Raw genomic sequence first — 26,062 nt, forward strand, 5'->3', positions numbered from 1 at the left:
GCGCCGCGCGGTCCAGCTTGCCGTTGGCGGTGAGCGGCCACTGCGCCAGCACCACCAGCGCGGCTGGCAGCATGTACTCGGGCAGGCGCGCGGCCAGCGCCGTGCGCAGCCGTGCCGGCACCAGCGCCTCGCCGGAGACGTAACCGACCAGGCGGCGATCGCCGGGGCGGTCCTCGCGCAGCAGCACCTCGGCACGCGTCACGCCTGGCTGCGTCAGCAGCACCGCCTCGATCTCGCCCAGCTCGATGCGCAGGCCGCGCAGCTTGACCTGGTGGTCGCTGCGGCCCAGGTACTCCAGCGCGCCATCGGGGCGCCAGCGGGCGATGTCGCCGCTGCGGTACAGCCGTCCGCCCGGCACGTGCGGGTCGGCGAGGAAGCGCTCGGCCGTGAGGTCCTCGCGGCCGAGGTAACCGCGCGCCAGCTGCACCCCGCCCAGGTACAGGTCGCCGGGCACGCCGGGCGGCACCGCGCGCATGCGCGCGTCCAGCACATACAGGCGGGTGTTCCAGACCGGGTAGCCGATCGGCACCGGCTGCGAATGGTCCTCCACGCCGGCGGGCCAGTAGCTGACGTCCACCGCCGCTTCGGTGGGCCCGTAGAGGTTGTGCAGCTGCGCCTCGAGCGTGGCATGGAAGCGGTCGCGCAGGGACGCCTCCAGCGCTTCGCCACTGGTGAACACCCGGCGCAGGCGCAGGCCCTGCGCGGCCGGGACGGCAAGGAAGGCGTCCAGCATCGACGGCACGAAATGCGCGGTGGTGATCGCATGGCGGGTGATGAGCGCGGCCAGTGCCAGCGGGTCGCGGTGGGCGTGCGGCGGTGCCAGCACCAGCGTGGCCCCGCACAACAGCGGCAGGAAGAACTCCCACACCGACACGTCGAAGGTGGCCGGGGTCTTCTGCAGCACGCGGTCGTCGTGGTCGAACCCGTAGTGATGGCGCATCCACAGCAGGCGGTTGACGATGGCGCGGTGCTCCACCAGCACGCCCTTGGGCTCGCCGGTGGAACCGGAGGTGTAGATCACGTAGGCCGCGTCGTGCGGCTGTACCGCCACCGCCAGCGCGGCGCGGGCGTCCGCCTGCCACTGCGCGGGCGTCAGCACCGGCGTGCCGGCGAAGCGATGCGCCTGGTCGTCGTCCACCAGCACGCAGGCCGGTTGCGCCGAGGCCAGGATGCGCGCCAGGCGCGCGTCGGGATGGGCCAGGTCCAGCGGCAGATACGCAGCGCCAGCGCGCAGCACGGCGACCAGCGCGATCACCAACGCCAGCGAGCGCGGCAACGCCACCGCCACCACCGAGGCGCCGCCCACTCCGGCCGCCTGCAGCTGCAACGCCAGCGCCCGGCTGCGCTGTTCCAGCTGTGCGTAGTCGAGCGTCTGCCCGTCCAGCACCAGCGCGGTGGCCGTGGGCGTGGCCTGCATGGCGGCCAGCAGCAGCGCGTCCAGGGTGACATCGGGCACCGGATGCGCGGTGGCGTTGACGTCCACCAGGTAGCGCCGGGTTTCGGCGGGCGTTGCCAGCGCGATGTCGTCCATGCGTCCGTCGCGCGCGTGCACGTCCAGCGCGGCCTCGATGAAATGCAGCAGCCGCTCGGCATGCGCGGCGACCGCCTCGTGGTCGTACAGCGCCGGGTTGGCCTCGATCTCCAGATCGAGCAGGGCCTGGCCATCGCCGCGGAAGCCGAACGTGATGTCGTCCACCGGGCCGGTGCCGAGCACGTCCAGCCGGGCCGACACGCCGGACAGCGGCAGCGGCCGATAGAACGGCTGCAGATTGATCAGCGGCCCATGCAGGCGCCGTTGACCGCCGACCAAACCAAGATCGCGCCGGATCTGCTCGCCCCGGTAGCGCCCGTGCCGGCGGCCGCGCAGCAGGTCAGCGGCGATGCCGCGCACGAAACCGGCCACGCTGTCATCGCGACCGGCCACGCGCAGCGGCAGCACGTTCATCACCATCGCCGGCACCCGCGCCGACGCGCTGCCCAGGCGGCCCATGTAGGGCACGCCGAGCACCACTTCGTCGAGCGCACTGAAGCGGCGGCAGTATTCGGCGGCCAAGGCCGCCAGCAGGTCCGGCCACGGCTGGCCGATCTGCGCCGCCGCCGCGTGCAGCCGCCCGCGCAACGCGAGCGGCACCGTGCCCACCCAGCGCAAGGCATCGGCGGCGGCCGGCGCACTGCCGCCGGCCAGGCCGTCGGCGGCGGGAGCAGCGGCCAGGTAGGCCTGCCAGTGGGCTGCATCCAGTGCAAGGCGCTCGCTTTGCAGGTAGCTCGCCGCTTCGGCCAGCACCGGCGCGAGCGGCGCCAATGGCGCCAATGGCGCACTGTCGCCTTCGCCGGCATACAAGGCGCTGACACGCTCGCTGAACACCGCCATGCCGTAACCGTCGGTGGCCAGGTGGTGCACGCGCAGGTACCAGGCATGGCGGTCCTGGCCGAGCACGAACAGCCATTGCGCGGCCAGGCGGTCGCGCGCGGGGTCCACCGCCCGCAGCCGGTCCTGGTCCATCGCCGCCCGCGCAGCGGCCACCGGATCGGGCTGCAGGGACAGGTCCAGCACCTGCACCTGCGGCAGATGGGCCGGGTCCTGCCATTGCCAGGGCTGGCCGTCCGCATCCGGTGCCGCGCGCAGCGCGAACGCCTCGGCCTCGGCGGCCGCCGTGTTGGCGGCGGCCACGAATCGATCCCGCGCCAGTGGCCCGTCGATCCATAGCACGTGGGCCGTGTTGAACGCGGCCGGCGCCGCGGCCAGCCGCTGCGCATACCAGAGCCCGGCCTGGGCCGGACTCAGGGGCAGGCGCGGCCCGGCCGTGCCGATGGATGCGGGGACCTCACCCGGGCTCATGCGCGCACGCTCATGCCGGGTCGGCGCTCGCCTGCAGCCGCTGCACCACGCTCCACCAGCCGGCCAGGGTGGCGTGCTCGGCGAGGTGGCTGAATTCCAGCGCGATGCCGGTCCTGCTCCAGGCCAGCACCAGCCCCAGCACGCGCATCGAATCCAGCCCGAGGTCGATCAGGTTGTCCTCCACCCCGATCGCGGCGGGGTCTTCGCCAAGCATGCCGGCCACGTCGGCGCGCATCTGCGCCAGGTCCAGCGCGGCGGGCGGGGTTTCCAGGCTCATGCCAGGGCCTCCAGCAGGTGGGCGGTGGTCAGCGGAACGCCGCAGGTGCGTGCGATCAGGTCCAGGGCCAGGTCGTGGTCGGCGCGCGAGAAGTCGGCGACCGCGTCGGCGCCGATGAAGGCTTCGATGTCGCGCTGGAACGCCTCGTTCACGGTGGCCGTGCAGCCGATGTGAGCGTACACGCCGGTGACCAGCAGCTGGTCGCGGCCACGGGCGCGCATCAGCGTTTCCAGGTTGCTGCGCTGGAAGGCGCTGTAACGGTGCTTGACCAGCACCTGGTCGCCCGGCGCCGGGGCCAGCGCGGCCAGGATGGATTCGTGCTCGGCGGTGGCCTGCATGCCCGGCCCCCACAGGTCGGCCTGCAGGCCGCGGTCGCGCCGGTCCTGCTGGCCACGCTGGGCGGTGTAGAACACGGGGATGTCGCGGGCACGGCAATGCGCCAGCAGCGCGGCGATGTTGGCCACCGCCGGCGCCAGCGGGGCGCTGCCGGCATCGAATGCGGCCAGGAAATACTGCTGCATGTCATGCACCAGCAGCGCGATGCGCTCGCGCTGCGGCTGCCACGGGCCGCGCGCGGTGGGCAGCTGGCCGGCCTCGGGCAAGGGATACGGGGAAATGCGGGGCAGCGCCATCAGCTTGGCTCTCCTGTGGGGTGGAGGTAACGCGCGCGCAGTTGCGCGCGCAGTTCACGGCGGCTGATCTTGCCCACCGCCGTGGTATCGAAGGCATCCACGAACACCACCTGGTCGGGCACCTTGAAGGCGGCCAGGCCGCGCCCGCGCATCCAGGCCTTGAGGCTGGCCGCGGTGGGCGCGGCACCGCGCGCGATCACGAAGGCGCAGCTGCGCTCGCCCAGGAAGGCGTCGGGCATGGACACCACCGCCGCATCGAACACCTCGGCATGCGCCAGCAGGTGGTCTTCGATCTCCTCGGCGGAGATCTTTTCACCGGCCCGGTTGATGTGGTCGCCAGCCCGGCCCTGCACCACCAGGTAGCCACCGGCCAACTGCTGGACCCGGTCGCCGGTGCGGTAGTAACCGTCTTCGGTGAAGGCACGCGCGTTGGCGGCCGGATCGTTGTGGTAGGCGCGGATGGTGTACGGCCCGCGCGTCAGCAGGTGGCCCACCTCGCCTGCGGCGACCGGGTGCCCGTGGTCGTCCACCACCAGCACTTCATCATCCGGTGAGATCGGCCGGCCCTGGGTATTCACCACGCAATCGAGCGGGTCGTGCAGGCGGGTGTAGTTGACCAGCCCTTCGGCCATGCCGAACACCTGCTGCAGCGTGCAGCCCAGTGCATCGATCACCCGCCGTGCCGCTTCGGGCACCAGCTTGGCCCCGCCCACCTGCATCACGCGCAGGCTGGTCAGGTCGTGCGCGCTGCCCGGGGCGGCCTGCGCCCACAGCAGCGCCAGCGGCGGCACCAGGCCGACGCAGGTGACGCGCTCGCGTGCGATCAGCGGGAAGGCCGCGTCCGGGCCGGGGCCGGGGCTGAGCACCACGCGGGCACCGGCGTAGAGCGCGCCGAGGAAACCGGGCGAACTCATCGGGAAGTTGTGCACGACCGGCAACGCGACCAGGTACACGCTGGTGCGGTCGATGCCGCAGATGTCGTTGCTGGCGCGCACCGAGTACAGGTAGTCGTCGTGCGTGCGCGGGATCAGCTTGGACAGCCCGGTGCTGCCGCCGGACAACTGCAGGAAGGCCACGGCCTGCGGGTCCGGGTCGGGCGGCAGCTGCGCCACGTCGCCGTCCAGCGTGTCCACGGCGGTGAACTCGGCCGGCGCGCCGACGATCAGCACATGCTGCAGGGCCGGCTCGGCGGCCTGCAGGTCGCGCGCCAGGGTGCGGTAGTCGAAGCCCTCGTGCACGGCGGCGGCGATGTAGGCGCGGGCCTGGGCCTTGCGCGCGACGTGGCCCACCTCGGTGAGGCGATGCGCGGGCAAGGCATACACCGGGATCAGGCCGGCCCGGAACAGGCCGAAGATCACCGTCACGCATTCGGCCACGTTGCCCAGCTGCACCACGACCCGGTCGCCCGGCACCAGCCCGCGTGCGAGCAGGCCCGCACCGATCCGGCCGGCTTCGTGCCAGAGTGCGGCGTAGCTCAGGCGGGTGCTGCCGGCGACCACCGCGATGTCGTCGGGATGGCGCCCGGCCCGGTCGCGCAGGAACCCGGGCAGGGTTTCGCCGCGCCAGTAGCCGGCGGCGCGATAGCGTGCCACCAGCCCCGGTGGCCAGGTCTGGCGCAGCGGCACCAGCGGTGCTGCGGAGGGAACAACGGTCATCATCAACTCCGGAAGATCATGCGGAAGGCAGCCGGTCCACGCCGAAGGCGTTCAACAGGGCACCGAACTTGGCGGCGGTTTCGGCCGTCTCCAGCGCCGGTTGCGAGTCGGCGACGATGCCGGCACCGGCGTACACGCGTGCGTGGCAGCCCTGCACGTGCGCGCAGCGGATGGCCACGTACCAGTCACCATCGCCGTCGGCATCGGTCCAGCCGACCGCGCCGGCATAGAAGCCGCGCGGCACCGGCTCCAGCGCGGCGATGGTGGCCAGCGCCTGCGCGCGTGGCGTGCCGCACACCGCCGGCGTGGGATGCAGCGCGGCGACCAGCGCGGCCACCGGCGTGGCCGGATCGTCCAGGGTGGCCTCGATGCGCGTGCCCAGGTGCCACATGGTGGCCGTGGCATGCAGCGACGGCCGTGCCGCGGCACGGACCTGGCCGCACCACGGTGCCAGCGCGGCGGTGATCGCCTCGACCACGTGGCGATGCTCGTCATGGTCCTTGGCCGAGGCCAGCAGCGCCTGCGCGGTGCGTGCGTCCTCGGCCGGATCGGCATGGCGGCGCGCCGAGCCGGCCAGTGGATGGGAACACACCGCGCGACCGCGGCGCGACACCAGAAGCTCCGGGGTGGCACCGACCAGCCAGGCCGGTGGCTCGCCCTCGGCGAGCGGCAGCGGCACCAGGTAGGTGGCCACGCTGGCATCGCGGCCCAGCCGGGTGGCCAGCTCGCGCGGGGCGATCGGGGCATCGCCGTGCAGGTGCAGGCTGCGCGCGAGCACCACCTTGTGCAGCGCCGGGGTGTGCTGGCCGAGGGCGGTCAAGGCCTGGGCCACGCTGGCGGCATAGGCCTGCGCGCTCGGTTCCTCCACGAGGCGCCCGCTGAAGCGCGGCGCGGGCGGTGCCTGCGTGGTCACGTTGCTCGACAACCACTGCGGCTGGTGCAGGGCGTCGTCCGCGTCGGGATCGAACGGCAACGCCCCCACCAGCAGCGGCAACCCGGCGCGCGGCGTGGCGAAGAACGCCGCCACCCGCGCCGCCAGCGTGGTTGTGCTGCCTCGCGGCAGCGATGCACGGCAGCCATGCGCCTCCAGCGAGCGCAGCGGCGCACGCAGCAGGAAGGGAATGTCGGTGGGTAGCTCGGCCGGCGCCAACACGGTGCCGTCCTCGCCCAGGGCGGTGTGCAGCGCCTCGTTCATGCCGTCACCGCCGCGCGGTGGCGCAATGCGGTGGCTGAGAGCGCCAGCAGCAGGGCGCCCACCAGCAGATACGGCGCGCTCGGTCGCCACTGGTACAGCAGCGTGCCCAGCATCGGGCCGATCACCATGCCCAGCCCCTGCACCGAGGCCACGGTGCCGGCGGCGGCGCCCTGCTCGTGGGCCTCCACCGCGTCGGCGGCCAGGGCCTGGAACGAGGGGAACACGAAACCCATCCCGAACGCGGCCACGGCATAGGCCAGCAACAGCGTCCAGCGCGCATCGACCAGCGCGACCGAGGCGAACCCGAGCCCGGAAACCAGCGCGCCGATGGTGATCCAGCGACGCGGCGGCACCCCGGCGCACTTCATCACCAGCCCCTGCGCCAGGATCAGGCCCACGCCCACCGCCGTGAGCGCCAGGCCGGCCGAGCGCGCGCCGTCGGCCGGCGACAGGTGCAGCCGGTCGATGGCGAAGAAGCCCACCGTGACCTGGGCGATGGTGACCGAGATCATGGCGATGAACACCGCCAGGATCGGCAGGCGCAGGCGCGCGTCGGTCCAGCCCAGGCGATGGCGCGGCCTGCCCGCGGCGGTGGCGGCCGGTGCATCGGCCGGCAGGCGCCAGGCGATGGCGGCCAGCGACAGCAGCGGCAGCAACGCGGCGACATACAGCGTGAGCGACAACTGGTGGAACGCGATCCAGCCGGCCGCGGCCGGGCCGACCACCATGCCCAGCGCGTTGGCGCTGCCGAGCTTGGCCATCGCCGCCGCCCGTTGCCCCGGTGCGGCCCCGTCGGCGACCAGCGCCGCGGCGGTCGGCGGCACCGCCGCATAGAACAACCCGACCAGCGCGCGCGTGCCCACCAGCACCGCCACCGACACCCACACCGCCGGTGCCCGCGCCAGCGCGGCATCCACGAACACCGCCATCGCCACGTAGATGAGCACGTAGGCGGCGAGTGCGATCATCAGCACGCGCTTGCGCCCGATGCGATCACTCAGCATGCCCCAGCGGCGCGCCGACAGCATCCACAGCACGCCGGCGGCGGTCACCGACAGGCCGGCATGCCACTCGGCCAGGCCGAGCAAGCGGACCACCGGGCCCACCACTGCCACGAAGGCCATCATCGCCATGGTGCCGGTCAAGGCAGCAAAGACCAGGGCGGGCAACCCGGGGATTACGGAACGCTCACGCATACGACACCACGCCAATCAGGGAAAGGGCGCGCGGCGCACGGCGCGGCGCGTCGGATTGATCGGCTTCGACGATGTGCAATCGACGTGGCTATCCGCGCAAATGATAACAGGTCGCATTCGCGAGTTGGTCGTGGACCGGGGTGCGCGTTCATCCACGGGCATGCGCATCAGGCCACTGCCTGCAGTGATGTCGATCAACCCATGCACACGGCCACGCGTCTAAGCTGGGGCCACCCCACTCCGGCCCCGCGCGATGTCGTCACTGCCTCCCGCCTCTGCCCTGCCCGGCATCGTCGCCGACGTCGCCGAGGCCCTGGCCGTGCAGATCATCAGCCTCACCGGCGAGATCTGGAGCGGCGAGGTGCGCGAGATCAGCCTGCCCGGCGGCGAGGGCCGGTTCGGCGTGCTGGCCCGGCACGCGCCGCTGCTGGCCACGCTGCGCGAAGGCATGGTGTCGGTGTTCCCGGTCAACGAGCCGCCGCTGCATGTGTACGTCTCCGGTGGCCACGTGGAAGTGCAGCCGGGCCGGGTGATCGTGCTGGCCGACCTGGCCCTGCGCAGCGAGGACCTGGATGAAGCGCGCGCGCGTGTCGCGCGCGAGACGGCCAGCGCGCCGATGGCCGCCGCGCTGACCGACCCGGACACCGCCAAGGTGCACGCCGAACTGGCCTGGGCGCGTGGCCAGCAGCTGCGTGGACTGCCCTTCAAGTAAACCCCCATCCGCCCAACCGGACCCCGCCATGTTCAAGCGACTGCAGGCCCTGTTCGCCTACTTCAACCGCGCGGTGCCGTTCCGGCTGGTGCCGGCGCTGATCGCCACCGCAGTGCTGGTCACCCTGTTGCTGCTGCCCTGCCCGGCCGGCCTCACGCCCAAGGCCTGGGGGCTGGTGGCGATCTTCCTGACCACCATCGTGGCGATCATCCTCAAGGTGATGCCGATCGGGGTGATGGCGATGATGGCCATCGTGATCGTGTCCTTGTCCCAGGTCACCTCGACCAGTTCCAAGGGCGCCATCGCCGATGCGCTGGGCAGCTTCGCCAGCCCGCTGATCTGGCTGATCGTGGTGGCCATCCTGATCTCGCGCGGCTTGAAGAAGACCGGCCTGGGCAGCCGCATCGGGTTGATGTTCATCGCCCTGCTGGGCAAGCGCACGCTGGGGGTGGGCTACGGGCTGGCCGTGTGCGAGCTGGTGCTGGCCCCGTTCACGCCCAGCAACACCGCGCGCGGCGGCGGCATCGTGCACCCGGTGATGCGCTCGATCGCCAACGCCTTCGACTCGGATCCGGCCAAGGGCACCCAGGGCAAGGTGGGCACCTACCTGGCGCTGGTCAACTACCACGCCAACCCGATCACCTCGGCGATGTTCCTCACCGCCACCGCGCCCAACCCGCTGGTGGTGGACTACGTGGCCAAGGCCACCGGCCAGCAGTTCCACCTCACCTGGACCACCTGGGCGCTGTGCATGCTGGTGCCGGGCCTGGTCTGCCTGCTGCTGATGCCGCTGGTGATCTACCTGCTCTCCCCGCCGCAGTTGAAAGCCACGCCGAACGCGGTGGACTACGCGCGTGCCGAACTGGCACGGATGGGGCCGCTGGCCCCGCGCGAGAAAGTGATGATGGCCACCTTCGGCCTGTTGCTGGTGCTGTGGGCCAACCTGCCGGCCATGCTGCTGGGGCCGGCGTGGACGCTGGACCCCACCGTGGTGGCCTTCCTGGGGCTGTTCGTGCTGATCATCACCGGCACCATCGACTGGGACGACGTGCTTTCGGAGAAGAGCGCGTGGGACACGCTGGTGTGGTTCGGCGCGCTGGTGATGATGGCCGAGCAGCTCAACAGACTGGGCGTGATCGGCTGGTTCTCCGAGGGCATGAAGCAGGCCATCGTGGCCAGCGGCATGGGCTGGCAGGCCATCGCCGCGGTGCTGGTGCTGGCGTTCGTGTTCTCCCATTACCTGTTTGCCAGCACCACCGCGCACATCAGCGCGATGCTGCTGGCCTTCCTCGGCGTGGGCGCGCTGCTGATCCCGGCCGATTACGTGGTGCCCTTCATGCTGATGATGACCGCCGGCTCGGCGATCATGATGACCCTCACCCATTACGCCACCGGCACCTCGCCGATCATCTTCGGCAGCGGCTACGTCAGCCTGGGCACCTGGTGGCGGGTGGGGTTTGCGATGTGCGTGTTCGAGCTGCTGGTGTTCGCCGTGGTCGGCGGCGCGTGGTGGAAGCTGCTGGGGTACTGGTAGCGCCGTCGCACGCGCGTTGAACGGCTGCGGCGTTTGGTCACGCGCGAGGCCTCATCAACCCAACATATGATGTTGACGATGAGGCAGACCCACACTATGTTGTGTTTATCGGCTCCCCGCTTCCGCCAGGCCCGGTTCCCCGTCACGCCCCCGCAGCCGCCCTCGGCCGCACGGCGTACCCCCCCGAACGGCGCCTGGCGGCACCCGCATCCACCGGTCCACACCGGTCACGATCCCCCGCCGCCATGACGCCCGCCCGGCCGCCGCGATGCCTGCATCGCGACGCGACAACTGCGCACCGCATGGACACCCGATGAGCCACCAGGACACCCCCCTCCGCGACGCTGCCCCCGACCTGGCGCCCGCTGCCAGCGACCCCGAGCTGTGGATCACCAAGGAAGGCGGCAACCGCCGCATGCCGTTCGACCCGGCGCGCCTGCGGCGTGCGATCCAGGCCGTGCAGGCCGAGTTCCCGCACCTGGACCTGGCCGATTACCAGCGCAGCGTGCTGGCGGTGGTGCAACGGCGCGAACAACTCAGCGCCGATGAGCTGGTCGACCTGCTCATCCGCGAGGCCGAATCGCGCGTGGACCTGGTCGCCCCGGATTGGGAGCACGTGGCCGCCCGCTTCTACCTGCGCCGCCTGTACAAGCGCGCCAGCAAGAACCGCTTCTACGATGCCAGCCTGCGCTACGGCTCCTACGTGGGCCTGCAGGAAAGCCTGGCCGACCGCAACGTCTACTCCATCGACATCCTCAAGGCCTATTCCAAGGAGGAACTGGAAGAAGCCGGCGGCATGATCGAACCCGAGCGCGACCTGCTGTTCGCCTACAACGGGCTGTACCTGCTGGCCACCCGCTACCTGGCCACCGATCAATCGCGCGCGGTGTACGAACTGCCGCAGGAGCGCTGGCTGACCATCGCGCTGTACCTGATGCAGAACGAGCACCAGAGCGGCGACCGCACCCGCGCCCGGCGCATGCGCCTGGTGCGCGAGGCGTACTGGGCGCTGTCCAACCTGTACATGACCGTGGCCACGCCCACCCTGGCCAACGCCGGCAAGACCGGCGGCCAGCTGTCGTCGTGCTTCATCGACACGGTGGACGACAGCCTGCAGGGCATCTACGACTCCAACACCGACGTGGCCCGGGTGTCCAAGCACGGCGGTGGCGTGGGCGCCTACCTGGGCTATGTGCGCTCGGCCGGCGCGGCGATCCGCGGCGTGGCCAACGCCTCCGGCGGCGTGGTGCCGTGGATCAAGCAGCTCAACAACACCGCCGTCAGCGTGGACCAGCTCGGCCAGCGCAAGGGCGCCATCGCGGTGTACCTGGACGTGTGGCACCGCGATATCGAAGCGTTCCTGGACCTGCGCCTGAACAACGGCGACCAGCGCCTGCGCGCCCACGATGTGTTCACCTCGGTGTGCCTGCCGGACCTGTTCATGGAGGCGGTGGAGCGGCGCGGCGACTGGTACCTGTTCGATCCGCACGAGGTGAAGCGGATCAAGGGCTGGTACCTGCAGGATTTCCATGACGAGCAGCGTGGCCAGGGCAGCTTCCGCGAGCGCTATGCCGAGGTGGTGGCCGACGAGCGGATCAGCCGGCGCACGCTCAAGGCCATCGACCTGTTCAAGCGGATCATGGTCAGCCAGCTGGAGACCGGCAATCCCTTCATGTTCTACCGGGATGAAGTGAACCGGATGAACCCCAACAAGCATGTCGGCAAGGTGTACTCCAGCAACCTGTGCACCGAGATCCTGCAGAACATGAGCCCGACCCGGCTGATGCAGGAGATGATCAGCGGCGACCAGATCGTCACCACCCGCCAGGCCGGCGATTTCGTGGTGTGCAACCTGTCTTCGATCAACCTGGGGCGCGCGGTCACCGCCGCGCCGGACCTGCTGTCGGCCGACGTGCTGGAGCGGCTGGTGCCGATCCAGGTGCGCATGCTGGACAACGTGATCGACCTCAACCAGCTGCCGGTGCCGCAGGCCACGCTCACCAACCGCAAGTACCGCGCGATCGGGCTGGGCACCTTCGGCTGGCACCACCTGCTGGCCCTGAAGCAGATCCAGTGGGACGACCCGCAGGCCGAAGCCTATGCCGACCACCTCTACGAGCGCATCAACTACCTGGCCATCCAGGCCAGCATGCGCCTGGCCGAGGAAAAAGGCCGCTACAGCACCTTCCTGGGCAGCGACTGGCAGACCGGCGAGTACTTCCGCGCCCGCCGGTACGACAGCCCGGCGTGGCAGGAACTGGCCGCCCAGGTAAGCGTGCATGGGTTGCGCAACGGGTGGCTGCTGGCGGTGGCACCGAACATGAGCACCGCGCAGATCGCCGGCTCGAGTGCCTCGATCGACCCGGTGTACGGCGCCTTCTACTACGAAGAGAAGAAGGACTTCCGCCGCCCGGTGGCCGCGCCCGGGCTGTCGCTGGAAACCTACCCGTACTACGAAAAGGGCGCCTACCGGCTGGACCAGTTCGCCAGCATCCGCCAGAACGCGCGCCGCCAGCGCCACGTGGACCAGGCCATCAGCTTCAACCTGTACGTGCCCAGCACCATCCGCGCCAGCACCCTGCTCGCCCTGCACATGACCGCCTGGCGCGAAGGCCTGAAAACCACCTATTACGTGCGCTCCAACGACATCGACGTCGCCGAGTGCGAATGGTGCGGGGGGTAAGCGTTCATCGCATTCGCGCTGACGCACCCATGGTTCGCTTCGCAAACCATGGGCCCCCTTTCATCACCTCCCATACCCCCGCCGCTTCGCGGCCGCCCCCTGACTCAGGGGGCTCTCCACCAGACGCGTCCCGGTAGCTGACGACCGTTGCTCGCCAGGCTCCCTGATCATCACGCCTCTCTGCAAGGACCCCCATGGCAACCCCGCTCGAACGCATCAAGATCCTCGAACCGCGCCACCCCAACCGCTCCACCGGCATCATCAACGGCCGCACCAGCGGCATCCTCAACTGGAACGACATCCCCTACCCGTCCTTCTACCGGGCGTACAAGGAGCTGTCGACCAACTTCTGGATCCCCGACGAGGTGGACATGAAGGGCGATGCGCGCGGCTACGGCGAGCTCAACGCGCGCGAGAAGAACGCCTACGACTCCATCATCGGCCTGCTGGCCACGCTGGATTCGCCGCAGACCCGCTTCATCTACAACGTGGCCGAGTACATCACCGACCCGGCCGCGCATGCCAACGCGGCGATCATCGGCCAGCAGGAGGTGATCCACAACGAGAGCTACAGCTACGTGCTGGCCTCCATCGCCGGGCTGGCCGACCAGAACCGCGTGTTCGAGATCGCCCGCACCCATCCCACCATCCTGGCGCGCAACCAGCCGATCATGCAGTCCTACGACGACTTCATGCGCGAGAAGACCGCCGAGACGCTGATCCGCTCGCTGATCCAGTCCTCGATCCTGGAAGGCATCAACTTCTATTCCGGCTTCGCCTTCTTCTACAACCTGGTGCGGCAGAACCGCATGACCGGCACCGGCAAGATCATCAGCTTCATCAACCGCGACGAGCTGTCGCACACCAAGTTCATCAGCGAACTGATCCGCGCCATCATCGGCGAGAACCCGCAGCTGCAGGGCGAACAGCTCACCGCCTACGTGCACCAGGCCTTCGAACACGCCATCGCGCTGGAGACCCGCTGGACCGGCGAAGTGCTGGACGGCATCGACGGCATCGACGTGGACGAGATGATCCGCTACGTGAAATACCGCGCCAACAAGATGGCCGGCATGCTCGGCATCGAGAAGCTCTACAGCGAGTCCAACGTAAACGTGATGCCGTGGATCAAGGCCTACGCCGACAACTTCACCGAAACCAAGACCGACTTCTTCGAGATGCGCAACGCCAGCTACAAGAAGACCAACGCGGACAACGGCTTCGACGACCTCTAGGCATGCGCCGATGCAGATCCTGCTTGCCTATGCCTCGCTGAGCGGCAACACCCGCGAAGTGGCGCGCCTGCTGGCCGCGCACTGCCAGGCCCGTGGCCACGCGCTGCACTGCGTGGACGTGGACAGTGCCGACGCCCTGCCCGCGCTGGCGCGCCCACGCGACCTGCTGCTGTTGGGCTGCTGGACCGACAGCGCCGGGCGCACCCCGGCGGAGATGAAGCGGTTCGTGGCCGCACTGCGCGATGGCCCCGGCTTGCCGCCGGGTGACCGGCTGGCGGTGTTCGGCACCGGCGAGACCCAATGGGGTATGGAAGTCTATTGCGGCGCCGCGCACCGGCTGGCGCGCTTCTTCGCCTCCGCCTACCCCGTGCTGGCGATCGAGCAGATGCCGCACGGCGTTGTGGACACCCACACCATCCACCACTGGGCCGACGCGACGCTGGCCCACTTCGAGGGCCTTCACGATGTTGATCCTGCATGCCGCCACGCCTGACCACTACCACGCCGCCCTGCGCGAACACGCCACCGTGCTGGTGGACTTCCACAAGGACGATTGCCCCGGCTGCCGCATGCTGGACATGTCGCTGGCCAGCTTCGCCGAGTCGCCGCTGGCCCAAGGCGTGGTGCTGCTCAAGGTGAAGCTGGAGACCATCGGCGAGGTGTTCTTCCGCCACCTCGGGCTGCGCCAGACCCCGACCCTGCTGCTGGTCCGTGACGGTCACGAAGTGGCGCGGCTGGCCGGGTACCAGTCGCCGAAGCAGATCGGCGCAGCGCTGGAGACAGTTCCCTGATCCGTCGCAATCGCTACGCCAAGCACTGATTACGCAGCATTCACACCCCGATCACGCTACCTAATCAAGAGTGAATCAAGGGGGCGATAGGCGGCGGCTACAACTAATTGCATAGTTCAGCGCGACTGGCTATTGGAAGATCTCACGCATTCCCACGCGTGCTGGAGTAGGCGGACATCGCTCCGCCTGACCTCGGCACATCGCCCGAGGTTTGTCATGACGTCTGCATCCATCCGCCTTTCCAACCGCCGACACCCGTTGTTCAGCGCCATCGCGCTGTGCGTGGCGTTGGCGCCGTGTGCCGTCCTCGCGCGCAATCTGAGCGGTCCAGGTAGTTCGGCCACGGTGAACCCGGGCGATACGTCTGAGAACTGGTTTCTCAGCGACGGCGCTGCGTTGACCATCGCCCCTGGCGGCATAACCGGCTCAATCGACACGAACAACTCACGCGTGACCGGCAATGATGTGGCCATTGGAGGGCTTACCGGCATTGGCGTCGGCAACAATTCAACCGGCGATATCACCGGCGGCACGATCAGCATAGTGTCCATCAGGGGACGCGCTGGCGCGGCGACAGGGGGGAGCACCCTCAACCTTTCCAACATGGCGGTGAACTCTGCCGGCCGCGGGCTGGCGGTCGGCGACGCGGGCAGCCAGCTGTCGATCCGGAACACCACCATTGCCACCGGCGGCGAAGCACTCTCGGTCGCGGATGGCGGAACGCTGGTGCTGGACGGGGTAACGGCCCGCTCAGACGGCAGCGCCAGCGGCTCCAATGGCTGGGGGTTGAGCATGGGGGGAGGCGTCGCCCGCATCTCCAACAGCACGCTCTCCGGCCAAAGCCGTGCGATCTCGATGTTCTACACCGGCGATCTGTTTATCGAGCGATCAAAGATCGAGGGGCTTGTGTTCCTGCAGGGCGACGGTGCCAACCCCGGCACCCCGCCGCCGGTAGCGACCGTCGTGAATTCGGAACTGGCCGGCGACACGGCGGTGGTCCTGTACGAGGGCGCAACATTCACTGCCGTCGGCTCCAGCATCCGCGGGACCGGCACGGGCGCTGGTCGGTCGGCAGTCTCGGTCGCGGGCGGAACCTTCCGTGCACTGGATGAGTCGGTGATTGAAGGTGCGACAACGGGTATCTCGATCAACAGTGGTCAGGTGGCGTTGGACCGCTCGCGGGTGGTTTCGGGCAGCGGGCCCGGCATGTCGGTCGGCGGCGGCAACGCCAACATCGCCCTGCGCAATGGCGCCAGCGTGGAAGGTGGCAACGGCATCGCGCTGGAGGTAGCCGCCCGCGGCAGCGCCGATCTGAGCGCCGCCGCTTCCACGATCCAGGGCGACATCGTTGGTCTGGTGCAAGGCATCAACGCGGCCGACGTCAATGTGGCCCTCTCAGACCGCGCCTCGCTGACCGGTGCCATCATCAACGGCAGCACCGTCACCGTCGATGGCGCGCACTGGCGTTTGACCGGCGACAGCAACGTGCAACAGGTCGGTCTGGCGGGCAGCGCGCTGGTGGAGCTCGGTGACGGGGCCAGCTTCCACACGCTGCAGGTCGCCGGCGACTATGCCAGCGACGGCGGCACCCTGGTGTTCAACACGGTACTGGCGGGCGACGATGCCGCGACCGACAAGCTGGTGATCGGCGGCGACAGCAGCGGCCAGACCAACGTCCGGGTCAACAACGTCGGCGGCGCGGGCGCCCAGACCAGCCAGGGCATCGAGCTGATCCAGGTCGCCGGCGCCTCCAATGGGCAGTTCGACCTCGCCGGCCGCGCGGTTGGCGGCCAATACGAGTACTTCCTGTTCAAGGGCACCGGCACCGACGGCAACTGGTACCTGCGCTCGCAGCTGCCGGGCCAGCCCGACCCGTGCGACGTGGACCCTACCCTGCCCGACTGCACGCCGGTAAATCCGGAGCCGGTGCTGCGCCCTGAACCGGGTGCCTATCTGGCCAACCTGCAGGCGGCGCAGACCCTGTTCCGCATCGGCTACCACGACCGCCATGCGGGCCAGAATGCCGGACGCGCCTGGGCGCGGGTGGATGGCGCGCGCAACGGGTTTGATGCCGTCAGCCAGCAACTGGATATCCGCGGCAACAGCCAGGCGCTGACCGTGGGTGCCGATGTGTGGCGCGCAGACACCGGCAGCAGCGCAGGCGTGATGATCTCCAGCGGCAATGCCAGCAGCACGTCGACCAACCCGCTCACCGGCTACCATGCCCGTGGCAAGGTCAAGGGAGAAGCCCTTGGCATCTACGCTACGTGGCGCAGCGGCAGCGCCCCCGACCCGTATGCCGGCTTCTATGTGGACGGCTCACTGCAGCGCACCCAGTTCCGCAACCGGGTGGAGGGCAGTGGCCTGGCCGCCGAGCGCTACGACAGCCGCGCCTGGCAGGGTGCCATCGAAACCGGCTATGCCTTACCCCTGGGCAGCGCGCGCAACGGCGGTCTGTTCCTGGAGCCGCAGTTGCAGGTGGGCTACAACCACTGGGATGCCCTGCGACACACCGAGGCCAATGGCACGGTGGTGACCGCGCAGGATGCCGATGGCCTGTTCGGCCGCGTCGGGCTGCGCCTGTCCGGCGTGACCCGCTGGGGGGGGGCGGCCGCAGAAGTGCAGCCGTACATCGCAGCCCACTGGTTGCATACCCGGGCTGAGTCGCAGGTGCGCATGGATGACGAGGTAGTGGACGCCCGCATCCCGCGCAGCCGTGCCGAAGTCAGTGCGGGTGCCTCGGTGAAGTTCGCCAACGGCATGGGCGCCTGGGGTGGCCTCTCGCGCCAGCAGTCGTCGGGCTATCACGTGACCAGCGCGCAGCTGGGCATGAGCTACAGCTGGTAGCCGTTGGGCAGGCACAGGCGCCGACAGTCACGTCGGCGCCTGTGCGCGTCAGGCGCGCGCTTTGCGCAGCGACGGCCCACCCAGCAACCCACGCCGCTTGAACCACCACTCCAGCGGCAGCGTCACCAGCGGCGGCACCGCCGCGAGCAGCGCCAGGCCGGCCGCCCACCACGGCCAGCGCAGCCGCACCGCCGCCAGCAGCGTGACCAGCACATAGGCCATGAAGGCGAACCCGTGCAGCGGCCCGAACACGCGCACGCCGAGCGGCGTGGGATCGGCGGCGTGGTACTTGAAATACATGCCGACCAGCAGGCCGGCCCAGGTGAGCGCCTCGATGAAGGCAACGGTGGCGAACACGCGGCCCATCGGGCGCATCGGGAGGGGGGCGTTCAAATCAGGCTCGGCTCGACAACGGACAGAACGCCCATGATAGCCGCGAACTGCGAATGCGACCCGTTTGCAACGTGCCTCCACGACGGGCGTGCACGCTCAGCGCACGCCCGTTGCCGTCAGACGAACATGCCGCCGGAGGCTTCCACGCGCTGCGCGTTGATCCACGCCGTGCGCGGCGACAACAGGGCAACGGCGACCGGACCGATGTCATCGGCCTCCCCGGCGCGGCCCAACGCGGTGTTGGACGCGACCATGCGGTTGACCTGTTCGTCGTCACGCACGTGGCCGCCACCGAAATCCGTCGCGATCGCGCCCGGGGCCAGCGTGTTGGCGCTGATCCCGCGCGCCCCCAGCTCCTTGGCCAGGTAACGGGTGAACACCTCGATGCCGCCCTTCATCATCGCGTAGGCCGACATGCCCGCCAGCGAGAACCGCGCCAGGCCGCTGGACACGTTGAGGATGCGGCCACCATCGGCGATCAAGGGCAACAGCGCCTGGGTGAGGAAGTACGGCCCTTTCAGGTGCACGGCCACGGCGTGGTCGAACTGGGCCGGGGTGGTGTCGGCGATGCTGGCGTGCAGCCCTTCGCCGGCATTGTTGAGCAGGCCTTGCAGGTGGGTGGCGCCCCAGCCGGCGAGGGTCTGCCTGACCTGCCCGGCGAAGGCGGCGAAGCCCTCGCTGTCGGCCACGTCCAGCGGCAAGGCGACCGCGCGGCGCCCCAAGGCCTGGATCTGCGCCACCACCGCCTGCGCGGCGTCGGCCTGGTGGCGGTAGGTCAGCACGATGTCGGCGCCGTCGGCGGCCAGCGCCAGGGCGGCATTGCGGCCGAGGCCACGGCTGCCGCCGGTGATCAGCACGATGCGGGGGGAAAGGGGCATGTCAGGACTCCAGCAAGGGGTGGAGGTACAGACTATTGATCTTGCGAACGGGCATAAACCGCGCGATTCTGATTTGACTGTTCAACATCGGATAACAATCCATGGATCGCCTGGATCAACTGCGCAGCTTCCTGCGGGTGGCCGAGCTTGGCTCGTTCACCGGCGCGGCCGACAGCCTCGGCCTGCCCAAGGCCAGTGTCTCGCTGGCCGTGCAACGCCTGGAGGCCGAGGTGGGCGTGCAGTTGCTGCACCGGACCACCCGCCGCGTGCAGCTCAGTGCCGATGGCGCGCAGTTCCAGCAGCGCGCCCGCGACCTGCTCGATGACATGGAAGACCTGCAGGGCATGTTCCGCCGTGATACGCGCCAGCTTAAGGGCCGCCTGCGGGTGGACATGTCCAGCGGGCTGGCCCGGCAACTGGTGATCCCGCACCTGCCGCAGTTCCTGCACGACCACCCCGGGCTGGAGCTGGAACTGAGCGGCACCGATCGCCGCGTGGACCTGGTGCGCGAGGGCTTCGACTGCGTGCTGCGGGTGGGCGGGCTGGACGACAACACGCTGGTGGCGCGCCCGCTGGGCCAGATGCCGGTGCTCAACTGCGCCAGCCCCGGCTACCTGGCCACGCACGGCATGCCACACACGCTGGCCGACCTGGCCGAGCACGCGCTGGTGCACTACGTGGGCACGCTGGGCCAGCGCTCGCCCGGTTTCGAGTACCACGATGGCCAGGCGTATCGCACCCTGCCGATGCGCGGGGCGATCACCGTCAACAGTGGCGAGGCCTACAGCGCCGCCGCCCTGGCCGGGCTGGGCATCATCCAGGTGCCCAGGCTGGGCGCGCGCCAGGCGCTGGCCGCCGGCACGCTGGTGGAGGTGCTGCCGCAGTATCCGGCCGAGCCGATGCCGGTCACCCTGCTGTACGCCCAGCGGCGCCACCTGCCGCGGCGGGTGGTGGCGTTCATGGAGTGGGTGGCGGGGGTGATCCAGCCGGAGCTGCAGCGCGAGGATTGAGGGGCGCACGGGAAACGCGCACGATCACGCCGCCATTTGTGCACGGTTATGCATATTGTGACCTCACTCTGTGTTTGATTGCGCGTTGTCGGCGGTACGATTGCCTACGTTTGCGCCGCCTTGCGCTTTCCCCGTTCCTGACCCGAGCCCCGTGCATGAGCACCGATCCCCTGCCCGGCGAACGCCAACACCTCATCCTGCGCCTGCTGCGCGAGCAGGGCCGCGTGTTCTCGGCGCAGCTCGCGCTGCAGATGGGCGTGTCGGAGGATTCCATCCGCCGCGACCTGCGCGACCTGGCCGCGCAGGGACTGTGCCGCAAGGTGTACGGCGGTGCCCTGCCCGCCACGCCGGATTTCCCCCCGTTGGCCGACCGGCACGCGCTGCAGGCCGGGCAGAAACACGCACTGGCGCGGGCGGCGGCCACGCAGGTGCGCCCCGGCGAGCGCGTGCTGCTGGACGCCGGCTCCACCAACAGCGCGATCGCCGCCGCGTTGCCGGACCAGCAGGGCCTGCACGTGACCACCAATGCACCGGACATCGCGCTGCGGTTGATGGCGCGCGGTGGCATCGAGGTGAGCCTGATCGGCGGCCGGCTGGACCCGCGCATCGGCGCGGCCGTGGGCGCGCAGGCGCTGGAGGCGATCGCCGCGCTGCGTGCGGACGTGTGCTTCATCGGCACCTGCGCGGTGGATGCCGAGGCCGGCCTGTGGGCGGTGGACGGCGAGGAAGCGGCGCTCAAGCGCGCCCTGCTCGCGGCCAGCAGCCGCTGCGTGGTGGTGGCCAGCAACGAAAAACTGGGCGCGCAGGCCGCCCACCGCATCGCCCCGGTCGAACGGATCGACGTGCTGGTCCTGCTGGCCGATGCCCCACCCGCCCAGGCCGAGGCGTTCGCGCGCCATGGCATCGATCTGCTTTACGCCCCCACCGAATGAGCCTTGCCGCATGACCTTGTTGACCCCCGTTGCCACCCCCGGCACCCGCGCCGAGCAGCACGCCACCCGCGCCGCGTTCTTCCTGCCCGGCTTTGCCACCGCCGCCTGGGCGCCGCTGGTGCCCTTCGCCAAAGCCCGCACCGGCCTGGATGAGGGCTCGCTGGGGCTGGTGCTGCTGTGCCTGGGGGCCGGCTCGCTGCTGGCCATGCCGCTGGCCGGCGTGCTGGCCGCCCGCCATGGCTGCCGCGCGGTGATGGTGGCGACCGTGTTGATGGTGATCGCCAGCCTGCCGCTGCTGGCGCTGGCACCCTCGCCATGGACACTGGGCCTGGCCCTGTTCGTGTTCGGTGCGGGCGTGGGGGCCTGCGATTGCACGATGAACATCCATGCGGTGATGGTGGAGCGCGACGCCGGGCGGCCGATGATGTCCGGCTTCCACGCCTTCTACAGCATCGGCGGGGCGGTCGGTGCGGCGGCGATGACCGCGTTGCTGGCGCTGCACCTGGCGCCGTGGGTGGTGTGCGTGCTGGCGGTGGCGGTGATGACCGTGCTGCTGGCGATCGCCTCGCCGCGCTGGCGCCGCGACAAGGCCCCGGCCGATGCGCCGGTGTTCGCGATCCCGCACGGGGTGGTGCTGGGCATCGGCGTGCTGTGCTTCGTGGCCTTCCTGGCCGAGGGCGCGATGCTCGACTGGAGCGCGGTCTTCCTGCATGAGGTGCAGCAGGTGGAGGCCTCGCGCGCCGGGCTGGGCTTCATGACCTTCGCCATCGCCATGACCGTGACCCGGCTGGTGGGCGATGGCCTGGTGGCACGGTTGGGCCGTCACCTGGCCATCCTGCTGGGCAGCCTGGTGGCCGCCGCCGGCTTCGGCCTGGTCACCTTCGCCCCGGTGCTGCCGTTGGCGCTGGTCGGCTACGCGCTGATCGGGCTGGGCTGCGCCAACATCGTGCCGGCCCTGTTCTCGATGGCCGGCAACCAGAAGGCCATGCCGGAAAGCCTGGCGATCCCGGCCATCACCACGCTGGGCTATGCCGGTGTGCTGGCCGGGCCGGCGTTGATCGGCTTCGTCGCCCAGGGCAGCAGCCTGGTGGTGGCCTTCTGCCTGGTGGCCGTCGCGCTGGTCGGCATCGGGCTGGCGGCACGGCGGCTGCGGGCCTGAGCCGGCGGCGGCCTACGACACCCGTGAGATGCTGCTCTCACGGGTCGTGTCCCCGCTACTGAACGGGTTGGTACCAGCATGGGGCGACGCTCGGCGCCCATTGCTGCCTCTCGGTGAGGGTGGTGAGCAGGACGCTCCCGTGGGCCGCATGCGCAGCCGCCGCAGTGCCGACGCAGCGGTGCGACGTCGGCACCTGCCAGGTCCAGCCTTTGTCGATGTAACCCCGCTGTGCCTGCGTCGCGGGGTGTTTGTATCGGTTGCCCATTCCCACTGACATCGCCAGCCATGCGGGCGATGCCGCGGGAGGGATTTTGGCGACCGTCACCTTGCCGCCGTGATGCGAGGCGGCCAAGCCGCTGAACGCGTATTTGGGCGTCCATCCAGGTTTGCAAAAGGGCAAATTCGGATAGTTGGCATCGCCTGGCAGGACAATCGCGCGGCGCGGAGCGAGACCGACGGACTGGTCGGCAACGACAGCAACCAGGCCGTTGTTGTTGCGATCCCCAGCTTTGCCACCACTCACGCGTGCAACCATCAAATGCTGGTTGGACATAAAGGAGGTGGAGGACGGCCAGCGATACAGATTGCCCCGTCGCGCCAAGGCCAATGCGAACCGCCAGTGCATCGGTGACAGCTTGACGCTTCCCCACGCCTTGCCAACGCCCGGCACTACCCAAGGACGATCCAGTGCGGCGAGGTTCCAGGTGATCACGCAATGCTTGGGTGACCCCGCCCATTTGATGCTTTTCAGTGCCAAACCCCAATGGTCCCAGTCCCAGTGCGTCAGCAGCACTGTAGCGCTGGTGCTGGTCATGTCAGGAAGGCAGGCGGGAAGGCCTTGACGATTGAAGATCGTGGGCCAGCCAAGATCCACGAACAACAATGGATCGCCGCCTCCCGGCATGCACAATGCGGCCAAGGCGGCCTGACCCACATCAACGACAACGGCATCCGGCACGCTGGCGGCGCGGTCCACCGGCACAAAAAGCTGCTTCAGCTCTTCAAGCTTCGGCGTGTTGCCCTTCGGCATTGCCACAAGTGCATCCAGTCGTTTCGCCTGGCGGCCGTCCACGCGTCGAATATCCGTCACGGATACTTCGCCTTCCCCCTCGCCACCGCCAACCACGCGTGCCGGAAGACCTTTGCCCGCATCCACAGTGATCTGGTACCACGCCGTGCCGGTCATATTCGGGCGAATCTTGAACGTCCGCGACGCCGATTTGCCGTCGATGGCGATGATCGCGACGGGATACGCTTCATCCAGTGCATTGTCTTCCATGCCCTCGGAAGGAAGCCGCCCCTGTGTGACCCACTCCGTCGCTACAAAGGCGTCGAAAACCCACTCGCTCGATTCCCTGTCGCCGTTTGGACTTACCGAAGACTGGTCGATCTGCGCAAACAGCGTAATGGCTTCCATGCACTTTTCTCCTTGTGTGTACCGTCAGCGTCTGAAGGCGCTCAGTCAGCCTTTCGGCCGCTTTCGCTGATTCTTTAGCAGCGAATGGCGGCCGCTCCCCTTCGGCAGCGTTACCATCGGGCTATCGTTTGCTGGATTGGCGCCGTGCCTGCATTGACCTTCGATCCCCAACCCCGCCGCGCGGCCTTCCGTGCGCTGCACGCGCAGGGCTGTTTCGTCCTGCCCAACCCGTGGGACGTGGGCAGTGCGCGCTACCTGCACGGCCTGGGGTTTGCCGCGCTGGCCAGCACCAGCTCCGGGGTGGCCTGGAGCCAGGGCAAGCCGGACGGTGCGTTGTCGCTGGAGGCGACCCTGGCCCACCTGCAGGCGCTTGCCGCGGCCACGCCGCTGCCGGTCAACGCCGATTTCGGCGATGGCTTCGGCGCCGATCCCGCCGCGGTCGCGCGCGCCGTGGGCCAGGCCATCGCCACCGGCGTGGCAGGCCTGTCCATCGAGGATGCCAGCGGCGATCCGGCGCAGCCGTTGCGCCCGCTTGACGAGGCCGTGGCGCGCGTGCGGGCGGCCCGCGCAGCGATTGATCGCAGCGGCCAGGACGTGCTGCTGGTGGGGCGGGCGGAACACTTCTTCGTCGGTCGCCCGGACCTGGACGATGCGATCACGCGCCTGCGCGCCTACGCCGAGGCCGGTGCCGACTGCCTGTACGCACCGGGCATCACCACCCGCGAGCAGATCGAGGCCGTGGTGGCCGCGGTGGCGCCCAAGCCGGTCAACCTGCTGGTGGGCAGCGCGGTGCCGTTCACCCTGCAGGACATCGCCGCGATGGGCGTGCGCCGGGTGAGCGTGGGCGGTGCGATGGCACGCACCGCGTGGGGCGGCATGATGCGCGCCTCGCAGCTGCTCAGGGACGAGGGCCGCTTCGACGGCTTTGCCGACGCGGCATCGGGCGCGGCACTGAACCAGTTGTTCCGCTGACGGACGCGAATAGCCGGCCAGCGGCCGGCATCGCGCGAGGGGTCTGGGCGGCGATCCTCAGTGCGCCAACGCGTAATCGATGGCCGCGCACACCGCTGCCACCTGCGCGTCGTTGCACTGCTGCGGGGTGGCACGCGGGCTGTCCGGGTAGACCTCGGTGGTGGTGGTGTAGGTGGCGCCGCTGATGCTGGCGCACAGGCCGAGCTTCTTCAGCGGGTACTCGATCACCCCGGGGGCCACCACCGGCGAGCCGATGATCTGGTGGTTGTCGTCGGCCGGCGCGATATGGGTCACCTGCTCCACCGCGGCATTGACCGCGGTCTGGAAGGCCGGCTGCGGGTTTTCGCTGTCGTCCACCAGGTAGAAGCCATCGGGGATCAGGCCCGGTTCGAACGGCTTGCCATCGCGGGCCGCCAGGGCCGGGCGGAATTCGCTCTCGTCGCTGTCGGTGGTTTCGTGCAGGTCGATGTGCATGCGCATGCCCGCGCGCAGCGGTTCGACCAGGGCCATCAACGCCGCCGACTCCGCTGCCGGGCTGTCGGTGACGAAGGAGCGGTTGGGGTCGATCGCATCGGCGTTCCAGCGCTGGATGCGCTCGTAGCCCCACGGGCTCACGCAGGGCGCGACCAGCAGGTTGGCACGGCCGGCGTAGTCCTTCGCACGCGTGGCCAGGAACTGCAGCGCGCCCTGCACGCCGCTGGTTTCATAGCCGTGCACGCCGCCGGTGACGAGCATGCCCGGCAACTGCGGGTCCCAGTCGCGGCTGCGTACCGCGCACAGCGGGTAACGGTGCGGGGCGTACTCAAGGGTGCCGTACTGGACCACGTCGAAGTCGGCACGCAGGGCCTCCAGCGCCGGCAGCACGTCGTCGGCATACTGGCGTTGCGGCACCTGCCTGGCACGCCATTGCGCCTTTTCGTCCGCGCCCCACGGCTGGCCCGGCGTGCCGATGGGATAGAAGGAGGCGTTGGTCATGGCGTGCTCGTCTGTGTGGCAGTGGTAGGCGCACATTTTACGCCAAGCCGATCCAGCGCCTGATCGACGCGCACCTCACCGCCGGTGAGTTCGATGATGCAGTGCTGCAGCGCTGGCCGCTCGATCAAGCCGACCAGCGTGGCCGCCACGTCCTCGCGTGGCACCTCGCCGTAGGCGATGGCGGGGCCGGCCGTGATCCGGCCGGTGCCAGGCGCATCGTTGAGCGTGCCCGGGCGCAGGATCACCCACGCCAGGTCGCTGGCGGCCAGGTGCACATCGGCGCGTTTCTTGACCGCCATGTAATGCTCGAAGCCCTCGCCCAGGGCCTTGCCGCGCCCCGCCTCGGGGAAGGCGGATACCAGCAGGAACCGCGCCACGCCCGCCTGGCGGGCGGCCGCCACGGCCAGGACCAGCCCGGCGCCGTCCACCGCATCGGTCACGGCGATGCCGGCCCCGCCGGCGCCGGCGGTGAACACCACCACGTCACTGCCGGCCATGCGGGCGGCCAGGGTGGGCGCGTCGTCGGCGGTGAGGTCGCCGTGCACCGGACGGGCGCCCAGCGTGGCCAGGTCGGCGGCCTGCGCCGGGTGGCGATGCAGCGCCAGCGCGACATGGCCGCGCGCGGCCAGTTGCCTGGCCAGGGGCCGACCGACCTTGCCGGCCGCACCGATGATGAATACCTGGGTCAACATGGACTCCCGTGGTGTGTGCAGCGCCCCAGCCTACGCGG

The 26,062-nt window shown here is 69.8% G+C and carries 22 protein-coding genes; 11 read left to right on the forward strand and 11 right to left on the reverse strand.

Translation table 11 applies throughout. The features are described 5' to 3' along the window. The 6 genes from RSA25_RS08875 to RSA25_RS08900 all read right to left on the reverse strand — a co-directional run. Positions 1 to 2,839: amino acid adenylation domain-containing protein (locus tag RSA25_RS08875; RefSeq protein ID WP_332808529.1), on the reverse strand; the 2,839-nt coding region annotated here is incomplete at its 3' end. A 10-nt stretch (positions 2,840 to 2,849) separates the two neighbouring features. Then, the gene (locus tag RSA25_RS08880) at positions 2,850 to 3,116 is read right to left on the reverse strand and encodes a phosphopantetheine-binding protein (protein ID WP_332808530.1); all 267 of its coding nucleotides are present in this window, start codon (positions 3,114 to 3,116) and stop codon (positions 2,850 to 2,852) included. Beyond that, the gene (locus RSA25_RS08885) at positions 3,113 to 3,748 is read right to left on the reverse strand and encodes an isochorismatase family protein (protein ID WP_332808531.1); all 636 of its coding nucleotides are present in this window, start codon (positions 3,746 to 3,748) and stop codon (positions 3,113 to 3,115) included. Before RSA25_RS08885 ends, RSA25_RS08880 begins: the two co-directional genes overlap by 4 nt. Next, a complete protein-coding gene (locus RSA25_RS08890) occupies positions 3,748 to 5,403 on the reverse strand; it encodes an AMP-binding protein (RefSeq protein ID WP_332808532.1) in 1,656 nt (551 codons plus the stop codon). Before RSA25_RS08890 ends, RSA25_RS08885 begins: the two co-directional genes overlap by 1 nt. 16 nt (positions 5,404 to 5,419) lie before the next feature. Then, the gene (locus RSA25_RS08895; protein ID WP_332808533.1) at positions 5,420 to 6,598 is read right to left on the reverse strand and encodes an isochorismate synthase; all 1,179 of its coding nucleotides are present in this window, start codon (positions 6,596 to 6,598) and stop codon (positions 5,420 to 5,422) included. Further along, entirely contained in the window at positions 6,595 to 7,794 is a 1,200-nt protein-coding gene (locus RSA25_RS08900; RefSeq protein ID WP_332808534.1) for an MFS transporter, read from the reverse strand. Before RSA25_RS08900 ends, RSA25_RS08895 begins: the two co-directional genes overlap by 4 nt. A 253-nt stretch (positions 7,795 to 8,047) precedes the next feature. Between RSA25_RS08900 and atpC the strand changes: the two genes are divergently transcribed. From atpC to RSA25_RS08935, 7 genes are all read left to right on the forward strand, one after another. Beyond that, positions 8,048 to 8,506: an ATP synthase F1 subunit epsilon gene (atpC, locus tag RSA25_RS08905; protein WP_332808535.1), complete on the forward strand. Its 459-nt coding sequence runs from the start codon at positions 8,048 to 8,050 to the stop codon at positions 8,504 to 8,506. Between the two features lie 28 nt (positions 8,507 to 8,534). Next, the gene (locus RSA25_RS08910; RefSeq protein WP_332808536.1) at positions 8,535 to 10,040 is read left to right on the forward strand and encodes a DASS family sodium-coupled anion symporter; all 1,506 of its coding nucleotides are present in this window, start codon (positions 8,535 to 8,537) and stop codon (positions 10,038 to 10,040) included. A 268-nt stretch (positions 10,041 to 10,308) separates the two neighbouring features. Then, positions 10,309 to 12,723, forward strand: coding sequence for a ribonucleoside-diphosphate reductase subunit alpha (locus RSA25_RS08915; RefSeq protein ID WP_332808537.1), 2,415 nt, complete (start codon positions 10,309 to 10,311; stop codon positions 12,721 to 12,723). Between the two features lie 194 nt (positions 12,724 to 12,917). Beyond that, entirely contained in the window at positions 12,918 to 13,958 is a 1,041-nt protein-coding gene (locus RSA25_RS08920; RefSeq protein ID WP_332808538.1) for a ribonucleotide-diphosphate reductase subunit beta, read from the forward strand. 10 nt (positions 13,959 to 13,968) lie between these two features. Beyond that, positions 13,969 to 14,451, forward strand: a complete 483-nt coding sequence (locus RSA25_RS08925; protein ID WP_332808539.1) for a flavodoxin — start codon at positions 13,969 to 13,971, stop codon at positions 14,449 to 14,451. Beyond that, on the forward strand, positions 14,423 to 14,749 hold the full coding sequence (locus RSA25_RS08930; protein WP_332808540.1) for a thioredoxin family protein: 327 nt from the start codon (positions 14,423 to 14,425) through the stop codon (positions 14,747 to 14,749). The genes RSA25_RS08925 and RSA25_RS08930 overlap by 29 nt, the downstream gene beginning before the upstream one ends. Positions 14,750 to 14,965: 216 nt before the next feature. Continuing rightward, complete coding sequence (locus tag RSA25_RS08935) at positions 14,966 to 17,596, forward strand: autotransporter outer membrane beta-barrel domain-containing protein (protein WP_332808541.1); 2,631 nt, start codon at positions 14,966 to 14,968, stop codon at positions 17,594 to 17,596. A gap of 48 nt (positions 17,597 to 17,644) precedes the next feature. Here the strand turns inward: RSA25_RS08935 and RSA25_RS08940 are convergent, their stop codons facing one another. Together RSA25_RS08940 and RSA25_RS08945 are read right to left on the reverse strand one after the other, a co-directional pair. Further along, positions 17,645 to 17,971, reverse strand: a complete 327-nt coding sequence (locus RSA25_RS08940) for a DUF3817 domain-containing protein (RefSeq protein ID WP_332808560.1) — start codon at positions 17,969 to 17,971, stop codon at positions 17,645 to 17,647. Between the two features lie 134 nt (positions 17,972 to 18,105). Next, entirely contained in the window at positions 18,106 to 18,867 is a 762-nt protein-coding gene (locus tag RSA25_RS08945; protein WP_332808542.1) for an SDR family oxidoreductase, read from the reverse strand. A 101-nt stretch (positions 18,868 to 18,968) separates the two neighbouring features. Here RSA25_RS08945 and RSA25_RS08950 point away from each other — a divergent pair, with 101 nt between their 5' ends. From RSA25_RS08950 to RSA25_RS08960, 3 genes are all read left to right on the forward strand, one after another. After that, entirely contained in the window at positions 18,969 to 19,877 is a 909-nt protein-coding gene (locus tag RSA25_RS08950) for a LysR family transcriptional regulator (RefSeq protein ID WP_332808543.1), read from the forward strand. 155 nt (positions 19,878 to 20,032) lie between these two features. Next, on the forward strand, positions 20,033 to 20,809 hold the full coding sequence (locus tag RSA25_RS08955) for a DeoR/GlpR family DNA-binding transcription regulator (protein WP_332808544.1): 777 nt from the start codon (positions 20,033 to 20,035) through the stop codon (positions 20,807 to 20,809). Between the two features lie 10 nt (positions 20,810 to 20,819). Then, positions 20,820 to 21,968: an MFS transporter gene (locus RSA25_RS08960; protein WP_332808545.1), complete on the forward strand. Its 1,149-nt coding sequence runs from the start codon at positions 20,820 to 20,822 to the stop codon at positions 21,966 to 21,968. Positions 21,969 to 22,023: 55 nt separating this feature from the next. On the opposite strand, the gene RSA25_RS08965 is transcribed toward RSA25_RS08960, so the two are convergent. Continuing rightward, entirely contained in the window at positions 22,024 to 23,385 is a 1,362-nt protein-coding gene (locus RSA25_RS08965) for a hypothetical protein (protein ID WP_332808546.1), read from the reverse strand. Positions 23,386 to 23,520: 135 nt separating this feature from the next. Here RSA25_RS08965 and RSA25_RS08970 point away from each other — a divergent pair, with 135 nt between their 5' ends. Then, complete coding sequence (locus tag RSA25_RS08970) at positions 23,521 to 24,357, forward strand: isocitrate lyase/phosphoenolpyruvate mutase family protein (RefSeq protein WP_332808561.1); 837 nt, start codon at positions 23,521 to 23,523, stop codon at positions 24,355 to 24,357. A gap of 57 nt (positions 24,358 to 24,414) precedes the next feature. Here the strand turns inward: RSA25_RS08970 and RSA25_RS08975 are convergent, their stop codons facing one another. Then, positions 24,415 to 25,332: a M14 family metallocarboxypeptidase gene (locus tag RSA25_RS08975; protein ID WP_332808547.1), complete on the reverse strand. Its 918-nt coding sequence runs from the start codon at positions 25,330 to 25,332 to the stop codon at positions 24,415 to 24,417. Then, positions 25,329 to 26,024, reverse strand: a complete 696-nt coding sequence (locus RSA25_RS08980; RefSeq protein WP_332808548.1) for an NAD(P)H-binding protein — start codon at positions 26,022 to 26,024, stop codon at positions 25,329 to 25,331. The genes RSA25_RS08975 and RSA25_RS08980 overlap by 4 nt, the downstream gene beginning before the upstream one ends. Between the last annotated feature and the right edge of the window lie 38 nt (positions 26,025 to 26,062).

The organism is Stenotrophomonas sp., assembly GCF_036662295.1.
In the GTDB taxonomy this organism is placed as follows: domain Bacteria; phylum Pseudomonadota; class Gammaproteobacteria; order Xanthomonadales; family Xanthomonadaceae; genus Stenotrophomonas.

Bases quoted from the DNA above. Each gene is read 5' to 3' on its own strand.
- RSA25_RS08950 (WP_332808543.1), top strand. From the start codon at position 18,969: ATGGATCGCCTGGATCAACTGCGCAGCTTCCTGCGGGTGGCCGAGCTT.
- RSA25_RS08890 (WP_332808532.1), bottom strand. From the start codon at position 5,403: ATGACCGTTGTTCCCTCCGCAGCACCGCTGGTGCCGCTGCGCCAGACC.
- RSA25_RS08960 (WP_332808545.1), top strand. From the start codon at position 20,820: ATGACCTTGTTGACCCCCGTTGCCACCCCCGGCACCCGCGCCGAGCAG.
- RSA25_RS08915 (WP_332808537.1), top strand. From the start codon at position 10,309: ATGCCTGCATCGCGACGCGACAACTGCGCACCGCATGGACACCCGATG.
- RSA25_RS08975 (WP_332808547.1), bottom strand. From the start codon at position 25,332: ATGACCAACGCCTCCTTCTATCCCATCGGCACGCCGGGCCAGCCGTGG.
- RSA25_RS08885 (WP_332808531.1), bottom strand. From the start codon at position 3,748: ATGGCGCTGCCCCGCATTTCCCCGTATCCCTTGCCCGAGGCCGGCCAG.
- RSA25_RS08920 (WP_332808538.1), top strand. From the start codon at position 12,918: ATGGCAACCCCGCTCGAACGCATCAAGATCCTCGAACCGCGCCACCCC.
- RSA25_RS08900 (WP_332808534.1), bottom strand. From the start codon at position 7,794: ATGCGTGAGCGTTCCGTAATCCCCGGGTTGCCCGCCCTGGTCTTTGCT.
- RSA25_RS08910 (WP_332808536.1), top strand. From the start codon at position 8,535: ATGTTCAAGCGACTGCAGGCCCTGTTCGCCTACTTCAACCGCGCGGTG.
- atpC (WP_332808535.1), top strand. From the start codon at position 8,048: ATGTCGTCACTGCCTCCCGCCTCTGCCCTGCCCGGCATCGTCGCCGAC.
- RSA25_RS08880 (WP_332808530.1), bottom strand. From the start codon at position 3,116: ATGAGCCTGGAAACCCCGCCCGCCGCGCTGGACCTGGCGCAGATGCGC.
- RSA25_RS08895 (WP_332808533.1), bottom strand. From the start codon at position 6,598: ATGAACGAGGCGCTGCACACCGCCCTGGGCGAGGACGGCACCGTGTTG.
- RSA25_RS08945 (WP_332808542.1), bottom strand. From the start codon at position 18,867: ATGCCCCTTTCCCCCCGCATCGTGCTGATCACCGGCGGCAGCCGTGGC.
- RSA25_RS08925 (WP_332808539.1), top strand. From the start codon at position 13,969: ATGCAGATCCTGCTTGCCTATGCCTCGCTGAGCGGCAACACCCGCGAA.
- RSA25_RS08980 (WP_332808548.1), bottom strand. From the start codon at position 26,024: ATGTTGACCCAGGTATTCATCATCGGTGCGGCCGGCAAGGTCGGTCGG.
- RSA25_RS08930 (WP_332808540.1), top strand. From the start codon at position 14,423: ATGTTGATCCTGCATGCCGCCACGCCTGACCACTACCACGCCGCCCTG.
- RSA25_RS08940 (WP_332808560.1), bottom strand. From the start codon at position 17,971: ATGCGCCCGATGGGCCGCGTGTTCGCCACCGTTGCCTTCATCGAGGCG.
- RSA25_RS08955 (WP_332808544.1), top strand. From the start codon at position 20,033: ATGAGCACCGATCCCCTGCCCGGCGAACGCCAACACCTCATCCTGCGC.
- RSA25_RS08965 (WP_332808546.1), bottom strand. From the start codon at position 23,385: ATGGAAGCCATTACGCTGTTTGCGCAGATCGACCAGTCTTCGGTAAGT.
- RSA25_RS08935 (WP_332808541.1), top strand. From the start codon at position 14,966: ATGACGTCTGCATCCATCCGCCTTTCCAACCGCCGACACCCGTTGTTC.